Source organism: Pseudomonas sp. XWY-1, from assembly GCF_002953115.1.
Lineage (GTDB): Bacteria > Pseudomonadota > Gammaproteobacteria > Pseudomonadales > Pseudomonadaceae > Aquipseudomonas > Aquipseudomonas alloputida.
Genome location: NZ_CP026332.1, coordinates 1,774,465 through 1,800,909 on the forward strand (window position 1 = coordinate 1,774,465; position 26,445 = coordinate 1,800,909).

Annotated in this window: 8 protein-coding genes; 4 read left to right on the plus strand and 4 right to left on the minus strand. The window is 66.0% G+C overall.

The features are described 5' to 3' along the window. Positions 1-12: 12 nt before the first annotated feature. From PRJ_RS08560 to PRJ_RS08570, 3 genes are read right to left on the minus strand one after another with little or no spacing between them, the layout of a single operon-like run. The gene (locus PRJ_RS08560; RefSeq protein ID WP_104961099.1) at positions 13-639 is read right to left on the minus strand and encodes a GAD-like domain-containing protein; all 627 of its coding nucleotides are present in this window, start codon (positions 637-639) and stop codon (positions 13-15) included. Positions 640-661: 22 nt separating this feature from the next. Next, a complete protein-coding gene (locus PRJ_RS08565) occupies positions 662-1,279 on the minus strand; it encodes a GAD-like domain-containing protein (protein WP_104961100.1) in 618 nt (205 codons plus the stop codon). An 18-nt stretch (positions 1,280-1,297) separates the two neighbouring features. Continuing rightward, complete coding sequence (locus PRJ_RS08570) at positions 1,298-2,644, minus strand: DUF6861 domain-containing protein (RefSeq protein ID WP_104961101.1); 1,347 nt, start codon at positions 2,642-2,644, stop codon at positions 1,298-1,300. 258 nt (positions 2,645-2,902) lie between these two features. Here PRJ_RS08570 and PRJ_RS08575 point away from each other — a divergent pair, with 258 nt between their 5' ends. The 3 genes from PRJ_RS08575 (at position 2,903) to PRJ_RS08590 (ending at position 6,560) form a co-directional block, all read left to right on the plus strand. After that, on the plus strand, positions 2,903-3,586 hold the full coding sequence (locus PRJ_RS08575) for a response regulator transcription factor (protein ID WP_004576176.1): 684 nt from the start codon (positions 2,903-2,905) through the stop codon (positions 3,584-3,586). Continuing rightward, positions 3,583-4,905 carry an ATP-binding protein gene (locus PRJ_RS08580; RefSeq protein WP_104961102.1) on the plus strand — a complete coding sequence of 441 codons (1,323 nt, stop codon included), beginning with the start codon at positions 3,583-3,585 and terminating at the stop codon, positions 4,903-4,905. Before PRJ_RS08575 ends, PRJ_RS08580 begins: the two co-directional genes overlap by 4 nt. Positions 4,906-5,168: 263 nt before the next feature. Beyond that, a complete protein-coding gene (locus PRJ_RS08590) occupies positions 5,169-6,560 on the plus strand; it encodes an aspartate aminotransferase family protein (RefSeq protein ID WP_104961103.1) in 1,392 nt (463 codons plus the stop codon). A 41-nt stretch (positions 6,561-6,601) separates the two neighbouring features. Here the strand turns inward: PRJ_RS08590 and PRJ_RS08595 are convergent, their stop codons facing one another. Beyond that, positions 6,602-7,570 carry a siderophore-interacting protein gene (locus tag PRJ_RS08595; RefSeq protein ID WP_104961104.1) on the minus strand — a complete coding sequence of 323 codons (969 nt, stop codon included), beginning with the start codon at positions 7,568-7,570 and terminating at the stop codon, positions 6,602-6,604. Positions 7,571-7,841: 271 nt separating this feature from the next. Between PRJ_RS08595 and PRJ_RS08600 the strand changes: the two genes are divergently transcribed. Then, positions 7,842-26,444, plus strand: a complete 18,603-nt coding sequence (locus tag PRJ_RS08600) for a non-ribosomal peptide synthase/polyketide synthase (protein WP_104961105.1) — start codon at positions 7,842-7,844, stop codon at positions 26,442-26,444. Position 26,445: the final 1 nt, after the last annotated feature.

Here is a 26,445-nt window from a genome sequence, read left to right on the forward strand (position 1 = left end):
GTTCGTCAAAGACTATTCATCTTCTTCGCCAGTGAGTTCATAGGGTTCGAGTTCGCCCAGTTGGGAAAGCAGCACCAGATGCTCCACTGCCTTCAGCTTTTCAAGACGCTCAAGGCTGTCTGGGCCTCCCAGCATCAAGGCGGGGACAAAGCCATACATTTCGTCTGAGCCCAGGGTGCCGAGCCGTTCCCTGGCAGGTTCGAACAGGTCGTCGAAGTAGACGCACTCGGTCATCAGCCACATGAGCAAACCGTGGATCCTGCTGTCCCGTTCTTCGTCGCCTGAGCTGTGAGCGCCATCGAGGTAACGGGAATGGTAGGCCGCAATGGTCAGCACCGAACCGGTTTTCTCACCCCATAGGTACAGGTCGCCAAAAGCGCTGCGGGCGATGAGGTGATAAGTGTCGCATGCTTCGAAGTGGGTACCGGCCAACCAAGAGGCCACTACACCCTGGTATTCCTGAGGATTTACCAGCCAGAACAAGCCGCCGCCGTAGCCGCACCAGCCGTGGTCTTGCCAGTATTCAAGGAGGCGATTGGGGAGTTTGCCTTGGTAATGATCGACAGCGGCAGGGGGTACGGGTTGCTGGCCGATGGGGTCGCCGAAGGTTTCCAGGAAAATGCTGAAGATGACATCCATTCGTTTAAATCCTTTTGTGTGCTCAGAAGTCAGAGAAGCTGTAGGGTTCGAGTTCGGTGATTTGAGACAGCAAAATTAAATGCTCTATTGTTTTAATTTTTTCCAGGTTTTTGAGGTCGGGTCGCCCTCCCAGCATCAATGCAGGAACAAAGGCATACATCTCATCTTCTTTCAAGATGCCCAGCTTTTTCTTCGCGGGCTCAAAAAGGCTTTCAAAGTCGTTGTGTTCTTTTTTTCTTGATAGAAAGAAGCTTTGGACCTCTCTGGTTGCTTCAGTTTCAGTGAGTGTGCAGTTTTCACCTGTGTAACGGGACAGAAGACTTGTGATTTTTACTGAAAAGCCACTGTTCTCTCCCCAAAGATACAGGTCGCCGAAAGCGCTTCTGGCAATCAAGTGGTAAGTGTCCCGGTTTTCAAGGAGGGTGCCCTCGGTCCAGGATGAGACGACGCCCTCATACTCCTGTGGATTAACCAGCCAGAATATACCTTCGCCAAAACCACACCATCCATGCTCTTTCCAGTATGCAAGTAACAACTCTGGAAGTTTTCCGTTATAGCGATCAATGCTGGAGGGGGGCACCTCTCGACGCGAAAAAGGCGCGCCTATATTGTCAAGGAATATGGAGAATACCTCATCCATTTGCGATGCCTCTTGTCGTTAGCACTTATGAAGTCTTACATTCATGTAAGTCGAGTGGGTGCCGAATTTCGGCGATTTTTCCGCAGCCTCTTTTATGCTGGCTAGTCTGTTTCGCCATTGAGCACCAATGCTGGAGTTGACGTGCCTGTCGCCAAAGTCTGAGATCATGTCTCTGCCACCCGCGCTTAAGTCGGGATTGTGTAGCGCGGCCAAGGTGGCCATCGTCTCTTTCGCCTTTATGGTCGACAGTCTAGTTGCTTCTGCTGGGCTCATTTCGGCGAGCAGCTCCTTGTTGATTCTTTTTTCCAACCGGTCTTGTAGATCCCTGCGTGCAGCGCGTGCGACCGCAGGGTCACGCTTTACAGGATTGGCAACGTTCTCCAAAAACTCCTCAACCGTCAGCCGATTCAACCCATCCTGTTGTCCCTTTAACTGCCGCTCAAACTCGCCATGCTTCGACGCTGGCAATTTATCCGCCTTGAAACACGCCACCGTATGCAACGGCATGCTACCGGGCTTCCCTGTGGGGTGCTCCTTGTCTTTTCCCGCCTGCCGATTCGGCTGAACTGGCTGCGGATCATCCATCGCCCCTTTGCGCCGCTCCGGCACCTGCAGATCCGGCCGTTTCTTCAACCCCTCTTCATGCTGGAGCATCCATTGCCCCAGCCGCGCGCCTTTGCGGCTGGCCGCCATCTCCTGGGCCAGCACTCGGGCATCGCCGCGCCCGCGGGTGAGGTACGACACGATCGCCCCCAACAACAGCACCACGACTTCCACATGGCCTTGGGCAATCTGATGCGTGGCCCGGGATATCGCATAGGGGTCGTCCCGGCAGAACGGGCCGGTGCCTTCATTGCCGCAGGTGCCTTCCCAGGCGAAGCGGATGCCATCGACGTAGTACTCGCCGATCCGCGGCAAGCCGTCGATGAAGAACTCGGCAATGGAGGCCAGCCCCAGCGCACCGAGGATCCAGCCGCTGACCTTGAGGCCCATGGCCGCGCCCGCGCCGGCAAACGGAATGGTTCCGGCGCCGCCGGCGAATGCGCCTACCGTCGCGCCAAGCAGGCCACCGGTAATGGTGCTGCCGGCGACGATCATCGCCATCTGCTGCACGACCCTCAGCAGTTCGTCGATGATGCTGTTGATGTCGAGGTCGGCGAAGCGCTGGCGTAGCATGTGCGCCGCCTGCCATTCAGCGTGGTAGAAGGCTGTGCGGACAGCTTCGATCCGGCGCAGGTTGAGGCCCAGTGAGGCGAGCTCTTCATTGAGGCTGGTGCGGAACTGGCCACCGCTTTGATAGCCCACCATGGCGATGACACGTGACTCGATCTCGTGCCACGAGGGCACGAGGTAATCCAGGTACATGAGGTGTCTCCCTGACAACGTGTGCAGGGGGAAATCCCATCATGGATTCGGATCAGAGGTTTCTGGGTTAGTTGTAGGAAAAGGCGACTTCGTTTCTGTAGTGTTCGAGAAGCTCGGGAATTGGGGTTGAGGCTGCGAGGGGCAGGGTGGCGACCCGCGCGGTGCTCGATCTCCCCCCAACCCACCCCAAAAGGTCCATAATCCCCCCTTAATCCGCCCAAGGTGCAATACCAGCCACACCACTCCGGGAGCCCCACCATGCACGTTCTGCTCTGCGAGGACGACGACCTGATCGCCGCCGGCATCTGCGCCGGCCTCACCGCTCAGGGCTTGACCGTGGACCGGGTTGGCAACGCCGCCGCTGCGCGGGCGATGCTGCAGGCCGCGCAGTTCGACGTGATGATCCTCGACCTCGGCCTGCCCGACGAAGACGGCCTCAAGCTGCTGCGCCGCCTGCGCGAGAAAGGCGAGACCCTGCCGGTACTGGTGCTCACTGCCCGGGATGCCGTCACCGATCGTGTCGATGGCCTGCAGGCCGGTGCCGACGATTACCTGCTCAAGCCCTTCGATCTGCGTGAGCTTGCCGCACGCCTGCATACTTTGCTGCGGCGGGTGGCCGGGCGGGCGGTGAACGTGATCGAGCACGGCCCGCTGCGCTATGACCCGAGTAGCTGCGAGGCGACCCTGGCCGGCCAGCATGTCGACCTGTCCCGCCGTGAGCAGGCCCTGCTCCAGGCACTGCTGCAGAACCCCGGGCGCGTGCTGTCCAGCGAGCAACTGAAAGACTGCGTGTATGGTTTCAGCGACGAAGTCGAGAGCAACGCCCTGAATGTGCACATCCACCACCTGCGTCGCAAGCTGGGTAACGGCATTGTCGAGACCGTGCGTGGCCTGGGCTACCGGCTGGGCCCGGCGCAGGCACCGCAAGAGGCCGCATCATGAGCCTGCGGGTACGCCTGAGCCTGATCCTCGGCAGTGCCTTCGTGATCATCTGGGCACTGGCCGCCGCGTGGATGCTGCGAGACCTGCGCCAGCAAATGATGTTCTCCCTCGACCAGCGCCTGGTGGCGTCGGCGCGTATGGTCGCCGGGCTGATCGACCAACTGCCGCAGCCGCTGACCGCCAAGGGCGGGGAGGCGCATTTTTCTGCCGACCAGTTCAGCGTACCGGATGGCATGGCCTGCCAGGTCAGCTCGCTGCGTGGCGAGATCCTCGCCAGCAACCACAAGCACGATGGCGCCATGGACGACGAGCGCAGCGGGTTTCGTGACCAGACCATCGACGATGCGCTTTGGCGCACCTTTACCTACAACCACGGCGATGTGCGCATCACCACGGCTGACCGGCACATGGAGCGCGAGGCGCTGAACCAGTCGATTCTGCTGGCGGCATCGGCGCCGGTACTGATGGCCCTGCTCGGCAGCCTGGGGCTGTTGTGGATCGGCCTTGGCAAGGGCCTGGAGCCGCTCAACCGCATGCGTGATGCCTTGCGCCGCAGGCGTGCGGACAGTGTCGAACCGCTGCAGGTGGCGGGCATGCCCAGCGAGTTGCAGCCGTTGCTGGAGACCCAGAACCAGCTGTTCCTGCGCATTGCCCAGACCCTCGAGCGTGAGCGGCGCCTGACCGACGATGCCGCGCATGAACTGCGCAGCCCGCTGACCGCGATCAAGACCCACCTGCAGGTGGCGCGCATGACCGACGGTGCAGTGCGCGAGCAGGCGCTGGAGCATGCCGAGCAGGGCACCGACCGCATGCACCGCACGCTTGAGCAGTTGCTGATGCTGGCGCGGGTGGAAGGCAGCCTGTCGTTCGAGGATGGCGTGCAGTGCAGCGCCGAGCAGGTGGCCCGTCAGGCGGTGCAGGATGCCGGCGGCGGCGACAACCGGCGTATCGTGTTGCGTTTGCCAGAGGAGGCGACGCAAATCTACCTGAGGATGCCGGCTCCATTGGCGGTGGCAGCGCTGCGCAACCTGCTGGACAACGCCTTGCGTCATGGCGGCGATGAAGCTGTAGAGCTGGAGGTGCAGATGGCGGACGGCCAGGTGGGCTTCATGGTGCGTGACCATGGGCCAGGTATTGCTGAAGCGGACCTGGAGCACCTGACCGAGCGCTTCTGGCGCAATGGGCAGAGTGGTGGTTGCGGTTTGGGGCTGGCGATTGTGCAGGCGATCGTGCAGCGGTGTGCCGGTAGCCTGCGCTTTGACAGCCGTAGTGACGGCTTGCGGGTTTTGTTGCAGGTACCGGCGCGTCCTGGGCATTGATGTTTATCGTCTGTGCTGGCCTCTTCGCGGGTGAACCCGGTCCTACGGGCGGTGCGGTCTGTGGGGGCGGGTTTGCCTGTGCTGGCCTCTTCGCGGGTGAACCCGCTCCTACGCGGGCGGTGTGGTTGTTGTAGGAGCGGGTTTACCCGCGAAAGGGCCGGCACAGACAAAAATAAAATCGCGTAACAACCGCTAAATCCTCCCCCCACTCAAGCGTTTCCAAAGCGATAACCGCCCATCCGCTTGCTCGCGAGGATTTACCCATGTCCACCGCTTCCAGCCTTGCCCGGGTTGTGCCGGCCAGCGTGCCGCAACCCTTGTACGAATTCACCGATTCGCCTTTGCTGCAACGCCAGCAACAGCAGGAATCCAACGCCCGCAGCTACCCGCGGCGTATCCCGCTGGCGCTCAGGCGCGCCCGTGGCATCCACGTCGAAGACGTCGAAGGCCGCCAGTTCATCGACTGCCTGGCCGGTGCCGGCACCCTGGCATTGGGCCACAACCACCCGGTGGTGGTCGAGGCGATCCAGCGGGTGCTGGCTGACGAGTTGCCGCTGCACACCTTGGACCTGACCACCCCGGTCAAGGACCGCTTCGTCCAGGACCTGTTCGGCATCCTGCCCGAGGCGCTGCGTCGCGAGGCCAAGGTGCAGTTTTGTGGCCCGACTGGCACTGATGCAGTCGAGGCTGCGCTCAAGCTGGTGCGCACCGCCACCGGCCGCAGCACCGTGCTGGCCTTCCAGGGCGCCTACCATGGCATGAGCCAAGGCGCGCTGAGCCTGATGGGCAGCCATGGGCCGAAACAGCCACTGGGGGCCTTGCTCGGCAACGGCGTGCAGTTCATGCCTTACCCGTACGACTACCGCTGCCCGTTCGGCTTGGGCGGCGAAGCCGGGGTCAAGGCCAACCTGCATTACCTGGAAAACCTGCTGCTCGATCCGGAAAGCGGCGTGCCGCTGCCGGCGGCGGTGATCCTTGAGGTGGTGCAGGGCGAGGGTGGTGTGATCCCGGCCGATATCGAATGGCTCAGGGGTGTGCGCCGTATCACCGAGCAGGCCGGTGTGGCGCTGATCATCGACGAGATCCAGAGCGGCTTTGCCCGCACCGGGCGCATGTTCGCCTTCGAACATGCCGGCATCGTCCCGGACGTGGTCACGCTGTCCAAGGCCATTGGCGGCGCCCTGCCGTTGGCGGTGGTGGTGTACCGCGACTGGCTGGATACCTGGAAGCCGGGCGCACATGCTGGCACTTTCCGTGGCAACCAGATGGCCATGGCCGCGGGTTCGGCGGTGATCAATTACTTGGTCGAGCATCGCCTGGCCGAACATGCCGAGGCTATGGGGCTGCGCTTGCGCAAGCACCTGCTGCAGTTGCAGCAGGACTATCCGCAGTTGGGTGACATTCGCGGGCGTGGGCTGATGCTCGGGGTGGAACTGGTCGACCCACAAGGCCAGCCTGATGCGCTGGGCCACCCGCCGGCTAACCGCGACCTGGCGCCTAAGGTGCAGCGCGAGTGCCTCAAGCGCGGCCTGATCCTGGAGTTGGGTGGGCGACATGGGGCGGTGGTGCGTTTCCTGCCGCCGTTGATTATCAGTGGCGAGCAGATCGACGAGGTGGCGCAGCGGTTTGCGGAGGCGTTGATCGCGGCAGTCTGAACCATTGCCGGGGGCGCAAAGCGCCCCCAGGCTATCTCAAGTCAATCAAAGGTCCGCCCGGCCCGCCAATAACCCATCAGGGTCAGGCACTCTCGTTGCAGCCCGCGCTCCTTGATCAGATACCGGCGAATATCCATTACCGTCGCCGATTCCCCCGCGACCCAGGCATGGAACGCACTGCTGGTGCTACTGGCCTGTTCCCACAAGATCCGTGTGTCGATGTCCACTTCTTCCAGCTTCGCCCGTGGTGCGGCAGGCTCCTGTGGCAGGCTGGCCAGCTCGCGCACGGCATGCTGCATGGCCTGGCCATGCGCGCAGCCCAGCAGCTCGCGCGGCAGCCAATGTAGTTCGGTGGCATCGCCATGGCGCAGATCCAGGCAATCAGCTTCCAACGGCACCTCGATGAACGCCTGCACCGCAAGCTCGGGCAGGGTCTCTGCCAGTTGCTCAAGGATGCCGGCAATCGCCGGAAGTGCCGTTTCGTCACCCACCAGCAGTACGTTGCGCACCCCCTGGGGTGGCTTCCATTCATAACCGCCGGGGTCGCCGGCATAGGCCAGGTTGGGCGCGACCATCTGCAGGCGGTCACCCACCTGGGCATGGCTGGCCCAAGCCGAAGCAGGGCCGTTGACGCCATGCAGCACGAAATCTACATCGACTTCCAGTGCTTCCCGACGCAGCGCGCGGATGGTGTAGGTACGCATGGGTGGGCGCTGTGCTGGCGGCAAGGCGCTGTGCGCAGTTTTCCAGTGGGCATCGGCGGGAAGTACAGGCAGCGAACCATCTGGGGCGGGAAAGAACAGCTTGACCCGTTGGTCGGGGGCCAGGGTGGCCATCTGGGCCACATCCGGGCCGGTGAACACCAGGCGTGCAAGTGATGGGGAAAGGGTGATGCGTTGCTTGAGCTGTAGGTCGAACAGGCGGTAGGCGCTGGCAGCCGGGCTGTGGCTGCCGACCAGGCGGCGCAGGCCTTGCTGGAGTGCCTGGGTGATGCGGGCGGGGCTGGACATGCGAAGGTCCTCTTGCAGGGCGGCTTTCTCGGTAAACGAGCCGCCGCGACGGCAAATTAACGCCTCGCTGTTGGCTTGTCAGCCACGCCCGAGATTGACCCAGAAATTCACCGACAACGATGAGTGAGATAAATCGAATGGCTGGCCGTGGAATGTGGTGTGTCTGCAACTGCCGTCAGGGGCGCGGAGGCATTAATTTTTTTCAGGTTGTATCCGTTTCGTAGGGATAGCCGGGCCCCGCCCGATACCTCACTCGTACGGAAGCAATCTGATGAATGCCGAAAAGTCCCTGCTACTGGCCCGCCGTTTCATTGAACTGCCGCAGGAGAAACGCGGCGTGTTCCTCGAGACCCTGGCCAGGGAGGGCATCGACTTTTCCCAGTTCCCCATTCCGGCCGGGGTCCAGGCGCCGGACCGCCAAGGGTTATCCTATGCCCAGCAGCGCATGTGGGTACTTTGGCAGATGGACCCCCAGGGCGGCGCCTACAACCTGCCAGGCGCGGTGCGTCTGACCGGGCAACTGGACGAGTCCGCGCTGGAGCAGGCGTTCGCCAGCCTGCTGGCGCGTCACCAGAGCCTGACCACAGTATTCGAGGTCCAGCCTGACGACAGTCTGCTCCAGGTCAATCGCCCGGTCGGCGAGGCCTTGATCGAGCGTGTCGACCTGCGTCAGTGGGATGAGGCCGAGTGCGAAGCGCAGGTGCGTGCAGAAGCCGAGGCCGAGTCATTGCGTCCATTCGACCTGGCGCAAGGGCCGCTGCTGCGCGTGCGTCTGCTGCGCCTGGCCGAGCAGGAACATGTGCTGCTGTTGACCCTGCATCACATTGTTTCCGACGGTTGGTCGATGAACGTGCTGATCGACGAGTTCAGCCGCTGCTACGACGCCTTCGCCGCTGGCCATGCGCCGCAACTCCCGGACCTGCCGATCCAGTACGTCGACTATGCCCTGTGGCAGCGCCGCTGGCTGGAAGCCGGCGAACTGGCACGGCAGCTGGCGTACTGGCAGGCGCAGTTGGGCGATGAGCAGCCCGTGCTCGAGCTGCCCTTGGATAATGCCCGTCCGGCGACCCCGAGCTTCAGCGGCGAGCGCCGCTCGTTCGCGGTCGATGCGGCCTTGGCCGAGCGGCTGCGCGGCTTCGCCCGCCAGCATAACCTCACGCCGTTCATGGTCATGCTTGGCGCGTTCGGCTTGCTCCTGCAACGCTATACCGGCCAGCCCGACCTGCGTATCGGCAGCCCGGTGGCCAACCGCAACCGCGCCGAAGTCGAAGGGCTGATCGGTTTGTTCGTCAACACCCAGGTGTTGCGTGTGCGGCCGGACGCGCACCTCGATGTGCTGGCCTACCTGCAAGGCATCAAGCAGGTCGTACTAGGTGCCCAGGCGCACCAGGACCTGCCGTTCGAACGCCTGGTCGAGGCGCTCAAGGTCGAGCGCAGCCTGAGCCATGCGCCGCTGTTCCAGGTGATGTACAACCACCAGCCGCAAGTCGCCGACCTGGCCACCGTGACCCTGGCCTCGGGGCTGCAACTGTCGCCCCTGGCATGGCGCAGCCGCACCACCCAGTTCGACCTGAGCCTGGACACCTACGAGCAGGGTGGCACCCTGCACGCCGCCTTCACCTACGCCAGCGACCTGTTCCAGGCCGCCACCATCGAACGCATGGCGACACACTGGCAAGCCCTGCTGCAGGCCCTGGTCAGCCAGCCGCACAGCGCGCTGTGGCAGCTGCCGATGCTCGATGACGCCAGCCGTCGCACAGTGCTGGAGGATTGGAACGCCACCGCCCGCGATTATCCGCTCGGGCGCGGCGTGCACCAGCTGTTCGAGGATCAGGTGCGCCACGCGCCAGACGCCCCGGCGCTGGTGTTCGGTGATACCGCGCTCAGCTATGCGCAGCTCGATGCCCGCGCCAACCGCCTGGCTCACTTCCTGCGTGTGCAAGGCGCCGGAGCCGACAGCCTGGTGGGTATCAGCGTGCTGCGCAGCGTAGAAATGGTCGTCGGGCTGATGGCGATCCTCAAGGCCGGTGCGGCATACGTGCCGCTGGATCCGGAATACCCCGAGGAGCGCCTGGCCTACATGATCGAGGACAGCGGCATTCGCCTGCTGCTGACCCAGCAGGCGCTGCAGGGCAGCCTGCCGGTGCCCGGTGACGTGCAGTGCATCGCCCTGGACCAACTGACGCTGGACGACCAGCCAGACAGCCCGCCCCAGGTGGCGAACGACCCACGGCAGCTGGCCTATGTCATCTATACCTCCGGCTCCACCGGCCGGCCGAAAGGCGCCGGCAACAGCCATGAAGCCCTGGCCAACCGCCTGCACTGGATGCAGGAAGCCTATGGCCTGGGCGCCGGTGACACGGTGCTGCAGAAGACCCCGTTCAGCTTCGACGTCTCGGTCTGGGAGTTCTTCTGGCCGCTGATGACCGGTGCTCGGCTGGCCGTGGCCGCACCCGGTGACCACCGGGATCCGACGCGCCTGATCGAGACCATTCGTCGCCATCAGGTCAGCACCCTGCATTTCGTGCCCTCGATGCTCCAGGCCTTCATCCACGAGCCCGGTGTCGAGACCTGCGACAGCCTGCGCCGCATCGTCTGCAGCGGCGAGGCATTGCCGGTGGACGCGCAGCTGCAGGTGTTCGGCAAGCTGCCGGCGGCGGCGCTGTACAACCTCTACGGCCCCACCGAGGCGGCTATCGACGTCACGCACTGGACCTGCATCGACGAAGGCCGCGACAGCGTGCCCATCGGCCAGCCCATCGCCAACATCCGCACCTATGTGCTCGATGCTGGCCTCGAGCCGGTGGCGCCGGGCGTTGCCGGCGAACTCTATCTGGGTGGCATTGGCCTGGCCCGTGGTTACCACCGGCGTCCGGGGTTGACCGCCGAGCGCTTCGTTGCCGACCCCTTCGTTGCCGGACAGCGTCTGTACCGTACCGGCGACCGGGTTCGCCAGCGTGTGGATGGCGTGATCGAGTACTTGGGGCGTTTCGATCATCAAGTGAAAATCCGTGGCCTGCGCATCGAACTGGGCGAGATCGAGGCGTGCCTGGCCCAGCATGCCTGGGTGCGCGAGGCCGTGGTGTTGGCGCTGGACGGCAAGCAACTGGTGGCCTACCTGGTGCTCGACGAAACGCCAGACGGCTGGCAGCAAGGGCTCAAGGACTGGCTGCTGCAGGCACTACCGGAATTCATGGTGCCCAGCCACCTGATGCCGCTGGAGCACTTCCCGCTGACCCCCAACGGCAAGCTTGACCGCAAGGCCCTGCCGCAACCGGATGCCGCTCCGCGCGGCGCCTACGTGGCGCCGCAAACCGATGTGCAGCGTACCCTGGCGCAGGTCTGGAGCGAGGTGCTGGGCGTGGCCGAGGTCGGTCTGGACGACAACTTCTTCGAGCTGGGCGGCGATTCGATCATCGCCATCCAGGTGGTTGGCCGCGCTCGACGCCAGGGCCTGCAGTTCAGCCCGCGCGACCTGTTCCAGTTCCAGACCGTGCGCGGCCTGGCCGGCGCGGTCGGACGCCAGCCATCGTTGACGGTTGAGCAGGCGCCGGCCATCGGCGAGGTGGCGCTTAGCCCTGTGCAGCGACATTTCTTCGAACAGGCCATTGCGGTCCGCCAGCACTGGAATCAATCATTGCTGCTCGGCGCCCGGCAACCGTTGCAGGCCCAGGCGCTGGTCGATGCCTTGGGCGATGTGGTCAACCACCATGACGCCCTGCGGCTGCGCTTCGAGCCCGCCGCCGAAGGCTGGCGGCAGCACTATGGCGCGCCGGTCCCGCAGGTCGAGCTGTGGCAGCGCCAGGCTGCGGATGCCCAGGCGCTGACGACGCTCTGCGACGATGCCCAGCGCAGCCTCGACCTGGGTAGTGGACCGCTGTTGCGCGCCATGCTGGTCGACTTGCCGCAAGGCGAGCAGCGCCTGTTGCTGGTCATCCACCACCTGGTGGTCGACGGCGTGTCCTGGCGTATTCTCCTGGAGGACCTGGAGCAGGCTTATGCCCAGCGCCTGGCCGGGCAGCCGCTGTCGCTGGCGCCGCGCACCAGCAGCTACCAGGCCTGGTCTGCGCAACTGCACGAGCAGGTGCCGGCGTTCCTCGGACAATTGCCCTACTGGCAAGCGCAGCGCGGCGATGGCGCACTGCCGTGCGACAGGCCGGACGCGCCGGTGAGCAACCGCCATGGGGCCAAACTGGCGTCGCGTCTGTCCCGCGAGCGCACCCGTCAGTTGCTGCAGGTCGCGCCCGCAGCCTATCGCACCCAGGTCAACGACCTGCTGCTGACCGCCCTGGCACGTGTCATCTGCCAATGGAGCGGCAGCCAGGCGGCGCTGGTGCAGCTGGAGGGGCATGGCCGCGAAGAGCTGTTCGACGGCATCGACCTGACCCGCAGCGTCGGCTGGTTCACCAGCCTCTATCCACTGCGCCTGGCCCCACGCGCCGATCATGGCGAGTCGATCAAGGCCATCAAGGAACAGCTGCGCGCGGTGCCGGACAAAGGCATGGGCTACGGCGTACTGCGTTACCTGGGTGACGCCTCGGTGCGCGAGGCCCTGGCGACGCTCGACGCGCCGCGCATCACCTTCAACTATCTGGGCCAGTTCGACAGCCAGTTCGATGCCCAGGCCTTGCTGGCGCCGGCCACCGAGCGCGGTGGCGACGGCCAGGACCCGGACGCGCCGCTGGCCAACTGGCTGACCCTGGAAGGACAGGTCTACAACGGCGAGCTGTCGCTGCAATGGGGCTTCAGCCTGGTGATGTTCGACACCGACACGATCCAGGCGCTGGCCACGGCCTATGACCAGGAGCTGGAGGCGCTCATCGAGCACTGCCTGGGCGTGCCTGCCGGGCAACCGTCGCCGTCGGACTTCCCGTTGGCGCGCATTACTCAGGCGCAACTGGATGCGTTGCCGGTGCCCGGCCACGAGATCGAAGACCTCTACCCGTTGTCGCCCATGCAGCAGGGCATGTTCTTCCACTCGCTGTATGAAACCCAGGGCGGCGCCTACATCAACCAGTTGCGCCTGGATATCGGCGGCCTGGACCTGGAACGCTTCGGCGAGGCCTGGCAGGCGGCCCTGGCGCGCCACGAGATCCTGCGCAGCAGCATTCACTGGCAGGGCCTGGACAGTGCCCACCAGATCGTCCAGCGTCAGTTGCCACTGCCGCTGCGCATCGTCGACGAACCTGCGGCAGACCTCGATGCACTGGCTCGGGCCGAGCACGAGGCGGGTTTCGACCTGTCCCGCGCACCCTTGTTCAGGCTGCTGCTGGTGCGTACCGGGGCCGACGACTGGCACCTGGTCTACACCTGCCATCACATCCTCCTGGATGGCTGGAGCAATGCCCAGCTACTGGCCCAGGTGATCCAGCACTACGTCGGCGAGCGCACGTCAGCGCCGGCCGGCCGTTTCCATGATTACCTGGCGTGGCTGCAACGCCAGGACGCCAGTGCCGGCGAGCGTTTCTGGAAAGCCCGTCTCGGCGCCTTGCAGGCGCCGACGCTGCTCGCCCAGGCCCTGCGTCGCCCCGCCGACGCGCAAGGCGAGGGTGAGTACCTCGCCCGCCTCGACGCCGCGCAGACCGCCGAACTGGAGCGCTTTGCCCGTCAGCACAAGGTGACCTTGAACACGCTGTTCCAGGCGGCCTGGGGCCTGTTGCTACAGCGCCTGACCGGGCAAGCCTGCGTGGCCTTCGGCGCCACGGTGTCCGGACGCTCGGCGCCATTGCCGGGCATCGACGACCAGCTCGGGTTGTTCATCAATACCTTGCCGGTGCTGATCGATGCCGCGCCTGATCGCCAGGTGGCCGGTTACCTGGCCGACGTGCAGGACTTCAATCTGGGCCTGCGTGAATTCGAGCATGTGCCGCTGTATGCCATCCAGGGGTGGGCTGGCCAGCAGGGCGCGGCGCTGTTCGACAGCCTGCTGGTGTTCGAGAACTTCCCGGTGGCCGAGGCGCTGCGCCAGGGCGCGCCTGCCGGCCTGCGTTTCGGCGCGGTGAGCAATCACGAGCGCACCCACTACCCGCTGACCATCGGCATCGAGCTCGGTGATGGGGTGAGCCTGGCGTTCGGCTACGACCCTGCGCTGTTCGCGGCAGAGCAGGTGGGTCAGCTGTGCGCCGGGCTACGTCAGGTGCTGGCGCAGATGGTCGCCACGCCGGCGGCGCCGGTAGGCGCGCTGGGCCTGCTCGACGATCAGGGGCAGGCCGAGGTGCTTGGCTTCAGCCAAGGCCGCGCACTGGCGTTGCCGAGCCAGGAACTGGTTCACCAGCGTATCGCGGCACAGGCCGCGCGCCAGCCACAGGCCTTGGCCTTGCAATGTGGCGAGCTGCGCCTGAGCTATGGCCAGCTCGATGGCCAGGCCAATCGCCTGGCGCATGCACTGATCGCTGAGGGTGTACGCCCTGGCCAGCGTGTCGGCCTGGCCCTGCGCCGTGGCCCGCAGCTGATCGTCAGCCTGCTTGCCGTGCTCAAGAGCGGCGCGACCTATGTGCCGCTGGATCCGCAGTATCCGCATGAGCGGCTGGCCTACATGATCGAGGACAGCCGTCTGGACCTGTTGTTGTGCGACGACGGCCTGCTGGTCGAGTTGGCGCTGCCGGCGGGGCTGCGCCGCCTGGAGCTGGGGATGTTGGGCGAGCAGGTCGCGCAGTGTGGCGACCACGACCCGGATGTGCAGGTCGCCGCCGAGCAGCTCGCCTATGTCATCTACACCTCCGGTTCCACCGGGCGCCCGAAGGGGGTGGCGATCAGTCATGCGGCACTGCGCGAGTTCAGCTACAGCGCCACCGGCTACTCCCGCCTTGAGCGCGACGACCGGGTGCTGCAGTTCGCCACTTTCAGTTTCGACGGCTTCGTCGAGCAGTGCTATCCGCCACTGTGCGTCGGCGCCGCGCTGATCATGCGTGGCGAGGAACTGTGGGACGCCGATCAGCTGGCGCGGTTGATTGTCGAGCAGGGCGTGACCCTGGCCGACCTGCCGGCCGCCTACTGGCACATGCTGGCCAAGACTTGCGCGGCGCGGCCAGGCCACGGCCTGGGCAAGCTGCGTCAGGTGCACGTGGGCGGCGAGGCCATGTCGGTGGAAGGGTTGCGCCTGTGGCATGCGGCGGGGCTGGGCGGGATCAGCCTGGTCAACACCTATGGCCCGACCGAGGCGACGGTGGTCTCCAGCGTGCATGACTGCCGCCTCGAAGATGCGCAGGACGCGTATGGCGTGCCGATCGGCCAAGCCATCGCCGGCCGCTCGCTGTATGTGCTGGACAGTGCCGGCCAACTGTTGCCCAGCGATGGCGTCGGCGAGCTGTGCATCGGTGCGCCGAACTGCCTGGCGCAGCAATACTTCGACCGCCCGGGGTTGACCGCCGAGCGTTTCCTGCCGGATCCCTTCGCCGAACAGCGTGGCGCACGCCTGTACCGTAGCGGCGACCTGGCGCGTTATACCCAGGCCGGGGTACTGGAGTACGTAGGGCGTATCGATCATCAGGTGAAGATTCGCGGCATGCGTATCGAGATGGGCGAGATCGAGGCCTGCCTGCAAGGGCTGGCGTCGGTGCGCGAGGCGGCGGTGCTGGCCCTCGCCGGGCCGACCGGGCCCCAACTGGTGGCCTACCTGGTCGCTGCTCAGGCCACGCCGTCCGTTGACTGGCTACAGGGCGTACGGGCTGCCTTGGGCCAGGCGCTGCCTGACTACATGATCCCCGCCCACCTGCTGGTGCTGGAACGGCTGCCGTTGAACAACAACGGCAAGCTCGACCGCGCGGCCTTGCCGGCGCCGGACTTCAGTGCCGCCCAGCAGGTCTACGAAGCGCCGCGCACGCCGTTGCAAGCACAACTGGCGACGATCTGGGCGCAGGCCTTGCAGGTCGAGCGCGTCGGCCTTGCCGACAGTTTCTTCAGCCTTGGTGGCCACTCGTTGCTGGCGACCGAGGTCATCGCGCGCATTCGCCAAGGGCTCGGGCTCGAAGTGCCCCTGCGGCAGTTGTTCGAGCAGCCGACCCTGGGGGCCTTCGCCGACCGTTGCGCCGAGCTGGGCCAGGGGGCGGCAGCGGCGATTGCGGTATTGCCGCGCACGCCTGCGATGGCCGTGTCCTATGCCCAGGAGCGCCAGTGGTTCCTCTGGCGGCTGGACCCACAGAGCGCCGCCTACAACGTTCCGGCGGCGTTGCGTGTGCGGGGGCCGCTCGAGTTGTCGGCGTTGCAGTCGGCATTCGACCGGGTCATCGCCCGTCACGAACCATTGCGCACCACCTTCGATGACACCACGGGGATACTGCGACAGCATATTCATCCGCACCTGGCGCTGCCAATCGTGATCGAGCACCCAGGCGAGCTGGACGATGCGGCGCTGGCGGCTTGGGTCGATGCCCAGGTGCGGGCGCCATTCGACCTGGTGCGAGGGCCGTTGCTGCGGGTCAAGTTGCTGGCCATGGGCGAGCAGGATCATGTGCTGGTTATCGTCCAGCATCATATCGTTTCCGACGGCGCCTCCCTGGAGGTGTTGGTCGAAGAGCTGCTGCAGGGCTACCACGGCGAACACAGTGCGCCGTTGCCTGTGCAGTACGCCGACTACGCGGCCTGGCAGCGCCAGTGGTTAGACGGTGGCGAGCGTGCGCGCCAGCTCGATTACTGGATGGCGCAGCTGGGCGGTGAGCAGGTCGTGCTCGAGCTGCCGTTCGACCGGCCACGCCCGGCTCAACGGCGCCTGCGTGGTGCCCGCCTGGACTTCCCGCTCGAGGCTGAACTGAGCCATGGCCTGCAACAGCTGGCCAAGACTCAGGATGCTTCCTTGTTCATGTTGCTGCTGGCAGCGTTCCAGGCCTTGCTGCACCGCTACAGCGGCCAGGCCGACATCCGCGTCGGCATACCGGTGGCCAACCGCACTCGGGCTGAAACCGAGCGGCTGATCGGTTTCTTCGTCAATACCCAGGTGATGCGTGCCCAGGTCGATGGCGGGCAGGGCTTTGACGTCCTGTTGCGCCAGACCCGGCAGGCGGCGCTGCAGGCCCAGGCCCACCAGGACCTGCCGTTCGAGCAACTGGTCGAGGCCCTGGCACCGGAACGCAATCTTAGCCACAGCCCCGTGTTCCAGGTGCTGTTCAACCACCAGTACGCTGCGCGCGCCGAGCGGAACTGGGGTGACCTGCGTGTCGAGCCGCTGCATTGGGACAGTGCCACGGCGCAGTTCGACCTGGTGCTGGATACCAGCGAGACAGCGCAGGGGCTGATGGTTTCCCTGGCGTACGACACCGACCTGTTCGAGCGCTCGACCATCGAGCGGCTGTCGACCCACTTCATCAATCTGCTGCAAGGCATCGTCGAGCAACCGCAACAACCGGTGGCCGAACTGCCATTGCTGGCGGCCGCCGAGCGCGAGCGCACCCTGGTCACGTGGAACGCCACCGCTGAAAACTACCCGCTGGAGCAGAGCATCCAGCAACTGATCGAGGCCCAGGTGCAGCGCACCCCGGATGCCCCGGCGCTGGCCTTCGGCGAGACGCGCCTGAGCTACGCCCAGCTCAACGCCCGCGCCAACCGCCTGGCCCATCGCCTGATCGCCCTGGGTGTCGGCGCGGATGTGCTGGTGGGCATCGCGGTGGAGCGTTCGGTGGAGATGGTGGTCGGTTTGCTGGCCATCCTCAAGGCCGGTGGTGCCTACGTGCCGCTGGACCCGGAATACCCCGAAGAGCGCCTGCGCTACATGATCGAGGACAGCGGCGTGCAACTGCTGCTGACCCAGAGCCACCTGCAACTGCCGCTGGCCGAAGGCGTGCAGACCCTGGCGCTGGACCTGGAACCGGGCGCCGAAGACGCGCGCAACCCGAACGTGGCGGTGGCCCCTGAAAACCTGGCCTATGTGATCTACACCTCCGGCTCCACAGGCCGGCCGAAAGGCGCGGGCAACCGCCATTCGGCCTTGGTCAACCGACTGTGCTGGATGCAGCAGGCCTATCGACTGGATGCTCGCGACAGCGTGTTGCAGAAAACGCCGTTCAGCTTCGACGTGTCGGTGTGGGAGTTCTTCTGGCCCTTGATGACCGGTGCGCGACTGGTGGTTGCCGCGCCGGGTGATCATCGCGACCCGGCCCGTCTGGTCGAGCTGATCACCGGCGAAAACATCACCACGCTGCACTTCGTACCGTCGATGCTCCAGGCGTTCCTGCAAGACAGCGGCGTGCCGCGCTGCACCAGCCTTGCGCGCATCGTCTGCAGTGGCGAAGCGCTGCCGGCCGATGCCCAGCAGCAGGTGTTCGCCAAGCTGCCGAAGGCCGGCCTGTACAACCTGTACGGCCCGACCGAGGCGGCCATCGACGTGACCCACTGGACCTGCCGCGAGGAAGGGCGCGACAGCGTGCCGATCGGCGAGCCGATTGCCAACCTGGCCTGCTACATCCTCGACGCCGAGCTGCAACCGGTGCCGGTGGGCGTGCTGGGCGAGCTGTGCCTGGCCGGCGCAGGCCTGGCGCGCGGCTACCACCGCCGCCCGGGGCTGACCGCCGAGCGTTTCGCCGTGAGCCCATACGGCAATGGCGAGCGCATCTACCGCACCGGCGACCTGGCGCGCTACCGCGCGGATGGGGTGATCGAGTACGCCGGGCGTATCGACCACCAGGTCAAGCTGCGTGGCCTGCGCATCGAACTGGGTGAGATCGAGGCGCGCCTGCTGGAGCACGACCTGGTACGTGAAGCCGTGGTGACGGTGCCGGACGGCAAGCAGCTGGTCGGTTATGTGGTGCTGACCGGCGAGGCCGCCGATTGGCAGGCACAACTGGCCGAGCATCTGCGCCGTGGCCTGCCGGACTACATGGTGCCGAACCAGTGGCTGGCACTGGACAGCCTGCCGCTGTCGCCCAATGGCAAGCTCGACCGCAAGGCCTTGCCTGCCGTGGATGCCGCGCAATCGCAGCGTGCCTATGTGGCGCCGCAGAGTGAACTGGAACAACAGGTCGCGGCGATCTGGGCGCAGGTGCTGCACTTGGAGCAGGTTGGCCTGGGCGACAACTTCTTCGAACTGGGAGGGCATTCGCTGTTGGCTACCCAGGTGTTCTCGCGTCTGCGCGAGCTAGGCATCGACGCACCGCTCAAGACGCTGTTCGAGCAGGCCAGCCTGCAGGGCTTCGTCGCCAGCCTGCCAGCACCGTCGTTGGCGGCGCGGGCTCCGGCCATCCGGCCGACGCCGCGCGATGCGGCGCTGCCGGTGTCCTATGCCCAGCAACGCCAGTGGTTCCTCTGGCAGCTGGAGCCACACAGCAGCGCCTACCACATCCCCATGGTCCTGCGCTTGAAAGGCAGCCTCGATCGTGCGGCGCTGCAACACAGCTTCGATGCGCTGGTCGAGCGTCATGAGGCCCTGCGTACTCGCTTCGTCGAAAGCGACGAGGGCATCGTCCAGGTGATCGAGCGCTCGGCTGCGCTGGTCATCGCCCATGAACGACTGGCGGACGAGGCGACCCTTCAGGCGCGTGTCGCTGAGGAGATCCGCCAGCCGTTCGACCTGGCCCGCGGCCCGCTGCTGCGGGTCCGTCTGCTGGAGCTGGCGGCCGACGACCAGGTGCTGGTGCTGACTCAGCACCATATCGTCTCGGATGCGGCGTCCATGCAGCTGATGGTCGGCGAACTGATCGATGGCTATGCCCGCCACCGCGAGGGCGATGCCGCCCCACTGCCTGCCCTGGCGCTGCAATATGCCGACTACGCCCGTTGGCAGCGTGAATGGATGGAGGCTGGCGAGCGTGAGCGGCAATTGGCCTACTGGGTCGGGCAACTGGGCAGCGAGCAGGATGTGCTGGCCTTGCCGCTGGACCGCCCGCGTCCTGCCGAGCAGAGCTATCGCGGCGCCCAGCTCGACCTGGCCGTGCCGTCGGCGTTGAAGGACGGCCTCGAGGCGTTGGCCCGCCGCCAGGGCGCGACCCTGTTCATGGTGCTGCTGGCGTCGTTCCAGGCCTTGCTGCATCGCTACAGTGGCCAGCGCGACATCCGCGTCGGCGTGCCGGTGGCCAACCGCAACCGGGTCGAGACCGAAGGGCTGATCGGCTTCTTCGTCAACACCCAGGTACTGCGTGCCGATATCGATCCACGCCAGCCGTTCGGCGTGCTGCTGCAACAGGTGCGTCAGGCTGCGCTGGGCGCCCAGGCGCACCAGGACCTGCCGTTCGAGCAACTGGTGGATGCGCTGGCGCCGACCCGCAGCCTCAGCCACAGCCCGTTGTTCCAGGTGATGTTCAACCACCAGGCCGCCGCGCTCGGGCCGGTACGCGCCGTGCCAGGCTTGGCGGTCCAGGCCATGGCCTGGGACAACGACACCACGCAGTTCGACCTGAGCCTGGACACCTGCGAGACCGATGAAGGGCTGAGCGCTTCGCTGATCTACGCCACTGACCTGTTCGACCAGGCCACCATCGTACGCCTGGGTGAGCATTGGCTGAACCTGCTGCAAGGCATCGTCGAGCAACCGCAACAACCGGTGGCCGAACTGCCATTGCTGGCGGCCGCCGAGCGCGAGCGCACCCTGGTCACGTGGAACGCCACCGCTGAAAACTACCCGCTGGAGCAGAGCATCCAGCAACTGATCGAGGCCCAGGTGCAGCGCACCCCGGATGCCCCGGCGCTGGCCTTCGGCGAGACGCGCCTGAGCTACGCCCAGCTCAACGCCCGCGCCAACCGCCTGGCCCATCGCCTGATCGCCCTGGGTGTCGGCGCGGATGTGCTGGTGGGCATCGCGGTGGAGCGTTCGGTGGAGATGGTGGTCGGTTTGCTGGCCATCCTCAAGGCCGGTGGTGCCTACGTGCCGCTGGACCCGGAATACCCCGAAGAGCGCCTGCGCTACATGATCGAGGACAGCGGCGTGCAACTGCTGCTGACCCAGAGCCACCTGCAACTGCCGCTGGCCGAAGGCGTGCAGACCCTGGCGCTGGACCTGGAACCGGGCGCCGATGACGCGCGCAACCCGAACGTGGCGGTGGCCCCTGAAAACCTGGCCTATGTGATCTACACCTCCGGCTCCACAGGCCGGCCAAAAGGCGCGGGCAACCGCCATTCGGCCCTGGTCAACCGACTGTGCTGGATGCAGCAGGCCTATCGACTGGATGCTCGCGACAGCGTGTTGCAGAAAACGCCGTTCAGCTTCGACGTGTCGGTGTGGGAGTTCTTCTGGCCCTTGATGACCGGTGCGCGACTGGTGGTTGCCGCGCCGGGTGATCATCGCGACCCGGCCCGTCTGGTCGAGCTGATCACCGGCGAAAACATCACCACGCTGCACTTCGTACCGTCGATGCTCCAGGCGTTCCTGCAAGACAGCGGCGTGCCGCGCTGCACCAGCCTTGCGCGCATCGTCTGCAGTGGCGAAGCGCTGCCGGCCGATGCCCAGCAGCAGGTGTTCGCCAAGCTGCCGAAGGCCGGCCTGTACAACCTGTACGGCCCGACCGAGGCGGCCATCGACGTGACCCACTGGACCTGCCGCGAGGAAGGGCGCGACAGCGTGCCGATCGGCGAGCCGATCGCCAACCTGGCCTGCTACATCCTCGACGCCGAGCTGCAACCGGTGCCGGTGGGCGTGCTGGGCGAGCTGTACCTGGCCGGCGCAGGCCTGGCGCGCGGCTACCACCGCCGCCCGGGGCTGACCGCCGAGCGTTTCGCCGTGAGCCCATACGGCAATGGCGAGCGCATCTACCGCACCGGCGACCTGGCGCGCTACCGCGCGGACGGGGTGATCGAGTATGCCGGGCGTATCGACCACCAGGTCAAGCTGCGTGGCCTGCGCATCGAACTGGGTGAGATCGAGGCGCGCCTGCTGGAGCACGACCTGGTGCGTGAAGCCGTGGTGACGGTACCGGACGGCAAGCAACTGGTCGGTTATGTGGTGCTGACCGGCGAGGCCGCCGATTGGCAGGCGCAACTGGCCGAGCACCTACGCCGTGGCCTGCCGGACTACATGGTGCCGAACCAGTGGCTGGCACTGGACAGCCTGCCGCTGTCGCCCAACGGCAAGCTCGACCGCAAGGCCTTGCCTGCCGTGGATGCTGCCCTTGTGCAAAAGGTCTATGAGGCACCGGCCAATGCGCGGGAGCGCCGTCTGGCCGCAGTCTGGGCCGATGTGTTGCGCCTTGAGCGGGTCGGGGTGAACGACAACTTCTTCGAGCTTGGGGGCGATTCCATCGTCTCGATTCAGGTCGTCGGACGTGCGCGCCAGCAGGGCCTGCACTTCACGCCCAAGGAGCTGTTCCAGCACCAGACCGTGCGCGGCCTGGCAGCGGTGCTGCGCGAAGGCGAGGGAGCGGTGAAGGCCGAGCAAGGTCCGCTGCTCGGGGGCATGCCATTGCTGCCGTTCCAGCAGTGGTTCTTCGACCAGCGCATGAGCGAGCCGCAGCACTGGAACCAGTCGCTGTTGCTGCGCGGCACCGAAACGGTGGATGCCAGCGCATTGGAGCAGGCGCTGCTGGCACTGTACGCCCAGCACGACGCCCTGCGCCTGCGCTTTGCCGACGGCAGCGCCGAACACGGTCCGCTGCAACCGGCCCAGCCGTTGCTATGGCGTGCCGCGCTGCGCAGCGCCGAGGAAATCGAGGCGACCTGCGAAGAGGCCCAGCGTAGCCTGGACCTGGCCCAGGGCCCGCTGCTGCGTGCGGTGCTGATCGACCTGGCCGACGGTGGCCAGCGCCTGCTGCTGGTGATCCACCACCTGGTGGTCGATGGCGTGTCCTGGCGCGTGCTGCTGGAAGACCTGCACGATGCCTACCGCCAGGCCCTGGCGGGCAGCACGCCGAAACTGCCGACCAAGACCAGCGCCTTCAAGACCTGGGGCGAACGCCTGCAGCAGCATGCCGCAAGCCTGGACAGCGAGCTGGCCTACTGGCAAGGGCAACTGGCCGGTGCGCCGCTGGACCTGCCCGAGGCCGAGCTGGGCGCCAGCCTGCAGAACCGTCACCGCCAGAGCGTGCAGGCACGCCTGGATGCCGAGCTGACCCGACGCTTGCTGCAACAGGCCCCGGCGGCCTACCGCACCCAGGTCAACGACCTGCTGCTGACCGCCTTGGCCCGGGTGGTGTGCCGCTGGAGCGGCGCCGATTCGGCGCTGGTGGAGCTGGAAGGCCATGGCCGCGAAGACCTGTTCGACGACATCGACCTGAGCCGTACGGTGGGCTGGTTCACCAGCGCCTACCCGGTGCGCCTGACCCCGGCCGCCGAGCTGGGCGCCTCGATCAAGCAGGTCAAGGAACAGCTGCGCGGCGTGCCGCACAAGGGCATCGGTTTCGGCGCTTTGCGCTACCTGGGCGACGAGGCTGCGCGCGCGAGCCTGGCCGGGCTGCCGGTGCCGCGCATCACCTTCAACTACCTGGGCCAGCTGGATGGCCAGTTCGATGAGCGGGCGCTGTTCGTGCCCGCCGCCGAAAGCGCAGGTGAGGAGCAGAGCCCGCTGGCGCCGCTGGGCAACTGGCTGGTGCTCAATGGCCAGGTGTATGGCGGTGAGCTGAGCCTGGCGTTCAGCTTCAGCGGGCAGATGTTCGCCCGCGCGACCATCGAGCGGCTGGCGCGGGCCTACGAGGCGGAGCTGGCGGCGCTGGTCGAGCACTGCCAGGCGCCGCAAGGGTTGACGCCGTCGGACTTCCCGCTGGCGGGCCTGAGCCAGGCGCAACTCGACGCACTGCCGGTGGCGGTGGCCGAGGTCGAAGACATCTACCCACTGTCGCCGATGCAGCAGGGCATGCTGTTCCATTCCACGTTCGGCGAGAGCGACGGCGACTACATCAACCAGATGCAGGTCGAGGTCGCAGGTCTGGATGTGGCACGCTTCGAGGCGGCTTGGAACGCTGTGCTCCAGGCCCATGACAGTCTGCGTTGTGCCTTCGTCTGGTCCGCCGACCAGGCCCAACCGGTGCAGGTAGTGCTGCGCGAGGCCCGTGTGCCGTTCAGCGAGCTGGACTGGCGCGGTCGTGATGACCTTGCGCTGGCGCTCCCGACACTGGCCGCCGAAGAACGTGGGCGCGGCTTCGATGTGCTGCAGGCGCCATTGCTGCGCCTGGTGCTGGTACGCCTGGAAGATGACCGCCATGCACTGATCTACACCAGCCATCACATCCTCATGGACGGCTGGAGCAATGCGCAACTGCTGGGTGAAGTGCTGCAACGCTACTGTGGCGAGCGGCCCACGCAGGCGGCGGGCCGCTTCGGCGACTACATTGGCTGGCTGCAGCGTCAGGACCGAGCGCAGAGCGAAGCTTTCTGGCGCGAGCAACTGGCCGCACTGGAAGAGCCCACTCGCCTGGCCAGCACCTGTCAACATGTCGGTGTCGATGGCTACGACGAGCACAGCCTGTCGATCGATGCGCAGACCACCGCGCGCCTGGGCCGCTTCGCCCGTGAGCGCAAGGTCACCGTCAACACCTTGGTGCAGGGTGCCTGGGCCTTGTTGCTGCAGCGTCGTTTCGGCCAGGACTGCGTGTCGTTCGGCGCCACCGTGGCCGGGCGACCGGCCGAGCTGGCCGGTATCGAGCAGCAGATCGGCCTGTTCATCAACACCTTGCCGGTGATCGTGCCGTGCACCGCCGGGCAGGCGCTTGGCGACTGGCTGGACGATCTGCAGGCGCTCAACCTGCGCATCCGCGAACAGGAGCACACGCCACTGTTCGACATCCAACGCTGGGCCGGGCAGGGCGGTGACGCGCTGTTCGACAGTCTGCTGGTGTTCGAAAACTACCCGGTGGCCGAGGCCCTGGAGCGTGGTTCGCCCTCGGGGCTGCACTTTGGCCCGGTGCGCACACAGGAGCAGAGCAACTATCCGCTGACCCTGGCGGTCGGCCTGGAGGACAGCCTGTCACTGCGCTGCAGCTATGACCGGCAGGCGTTCAGCGCGGCGATCATCGAGCAGATCGGCCAGCAACTGCGTCACTTGCTGCTGCAGATGCTCGAACAGGGCGCTGAGGCGCCTGTCGAAACCTTGCAATTGCTCGATGATGAGCAACGCCAGGCTGCGGTACAGGCCTGGAATACCGCCCCGGCCACGTTCGCGCCGAGCCAGCCGCTGCATCGCCTGATCGAAGCCCAGGCGGCCCGCGCGCCGCAGGCGCCGGCGCTGGTCTGCGAAGGCGAACAGTTGAGCTACGCCGAGCTGAACCGCCGGGCCAACCGGATCGCCCACGCGCTGATCGCCCGAGGCGTCGGCCCGGACGTGCTGGTGGGCCTGGCCGCGCCGCGTTCGCTGGAGATGGTGGTCGGCCTGCTGGCCATCCTCAAGGCCGGTGGTGCCTACGTGCCGCTGGACCCGGCCTATCCGCTGGATCGCCTGCACTACATGATCGAGGACAGCGGCCTGCAGTTGCTGCTCGGCCAGGGCGACCTCGGGCTGAGCCTGGCGGCGAACGTGCAGGTGCTGGACCTGGCCGCCGACTACGCTGACTTCGCCGAGGTCAACCCGAACGTTGCGGTGGACCTGGATAACCTGGCCTATGTCATCTACACCTCCGGCTCCACCGGCAAGCCGAAGGGCACCTTGCTGCCGCACCGCAACGTGCTGCGCCTGTTCGAGGCCACGGACGGCTGGTTCGGCTTCGGCCCGCAGGACTGTTGGACGCTGTTCCACTCCTATGCCTTCGACTTCTCGGTATGGGAGCTGTTCGGCGCCTTGCTGCATGGTGGCCGCCTGGTGATCGTGCCGCAGGATGTCAGCCGTTCGCCGGAGGCCTTCTACCAACTGCTGTGCGAGCAGCGGGTGACCGTGCTCAACCAGACGCCGTCGGCGTTCCGCCAGCTGATGCAGGTGGCCTGCGCTGAAGGCCAGCGCAGCGACCAGCAGCTGCGCTACGTGGTGTTCGGCGGCGAGGCGCTGGAGGTCGGCAGCCTGCGTCCGTGGTTCGAGCGCTTCGGCGATCGTGCCCCGCAACTGGTCAACATGTACGGCATCACCGAAACCACGGTGCACGTGACCTACCGTCCATTGTCGCGGGCTGACCTGGCGCAGAGCGCGTCGAGCCCGATTGGTGTGCCGATCCCGGACCAGAGCCTGTACGTGCTCGACAGCGACCTCAACCCGGTGGCCGCCGGCTGTGTCGGCGAGCTGTACGTCGGTCGCCAGGGCCTGGCCCGTGGCTACCTCAAGCGCGCCGACCTCAGCGCCACGCGCTTCATTCCCGACCCGTTCGGCGAGAGCGGGGCGCGGCTGTACCGCAGCGGCGACCTGGCACGCTGGCGCGCCGATGGGGTGATCGAGTACGTCGGGCGGATGGACCATCAGGTGAAGATCCGTGGCTTCCGCATCGAGCTGGGCGAGATCCAGGCGCGGCTGCAGGCGCTGCCCCAGGTGCGCGAGGCCGTGGTGCTGGCCCAGGAGGGGGCGAGCGGCACCCAGCTGGTCGGTTACCTGGTGGCCGAGCAAGCGGTGGCGGACCAGGCGATCTGGCGTGAGGCGGTCAAGGCCGCACTGCGCGAAGACCTGCCGGAGTACATGGTGCCGGCGCACCTGCTGCTGCTCGAGCGCATGCCGCTGACCGCCAACGGCAAGCTCGATCGCCGTGCCTTGCCGGCGGCGGATGCCAGCCTGCTGCAACAGGCTTATGTGGCGCCAGTCACTGAACTGGAACAGCAGGTGGCAGGCATCTGGGCTCAGGTGCTGGAGCTGGAGCAAGTAGGCTTGAGCGACAACTTCTTCGAGCTTGGCGGCCATTCGTTGCTGGCCACCCAGGTAGTGCTGCGCCTGCGCGAAGCGCTGGGCCATGAAGTGCCGGTCAAGACGCTGTTCCTGGCCCGCGACCTGGCGGACTTCTGCGAGGCCTTGCAGGCCCTGCAGCCCGCGCTCGATCCACTGCACGATGTTTTGGCTAAATCCTTGGAGGACCTCAATCGTCTAACTGCCGATGATCTTGAAAAACTGATTTCCTAGT

Coding starts and splice junctions, on each gene's coding strand:
- PRJ_RS08560 (WP_104961099.1), bottom strand. CDS start 639: ATGGATGTCATCTTCAGCATTTTCCTGGAAACCTTCGGCGACCCCATC.
- PRJ_RS08565 (WP_104961100.1), bottom strand. CDS start 1,279: ATGGATGAGGTATTCTCCATATTCCTTGACAATATAGGCGCGCCTTTT.
- PRJ_RS08570 (WP_104961101.1), bottom strand. CDS start 2,644: ATGTACCTGGATTACCTCGTGCCCTCGTGGCACGAGATCGAGTCACGT.
- PRJ_RS08575 (WP_004576176.1), top strand. CDS start 2,903: ATGCACGTTCTGCTCTGCGAGGACGACGACCTGATCGCCGCCGGCATC.
- PRJ_RS08580 (WP_104961102.1), top strand. CDS start 3,583: ATGAGCCTGCGGGTACGCCTGAGCCTGATCCTCGGCAGTGCCTTCGTG.
- PRJ_RS08590 (WP_104961103.1), top strand. CDS start 5,169: ATGTCCACCGCTTCCAGCCTTGCCCGGGTTGTGCCGGCCAGCGTGCCG.
- PRJ_RS08595 (WP_104961104.1), bottom strand. CDS start 7,570: ATGTCCAGCCCCGCCCGCATCACCCAGGCACTCCAGCAAGGCCTGCGC.
- PRJ_RS08600 (WP_104961105.1), top strand. CDS start 7,842: ATGAATGCCGAAAAGTCCCTGCTACTGGCCCGCCGTTTCATTGAACTG.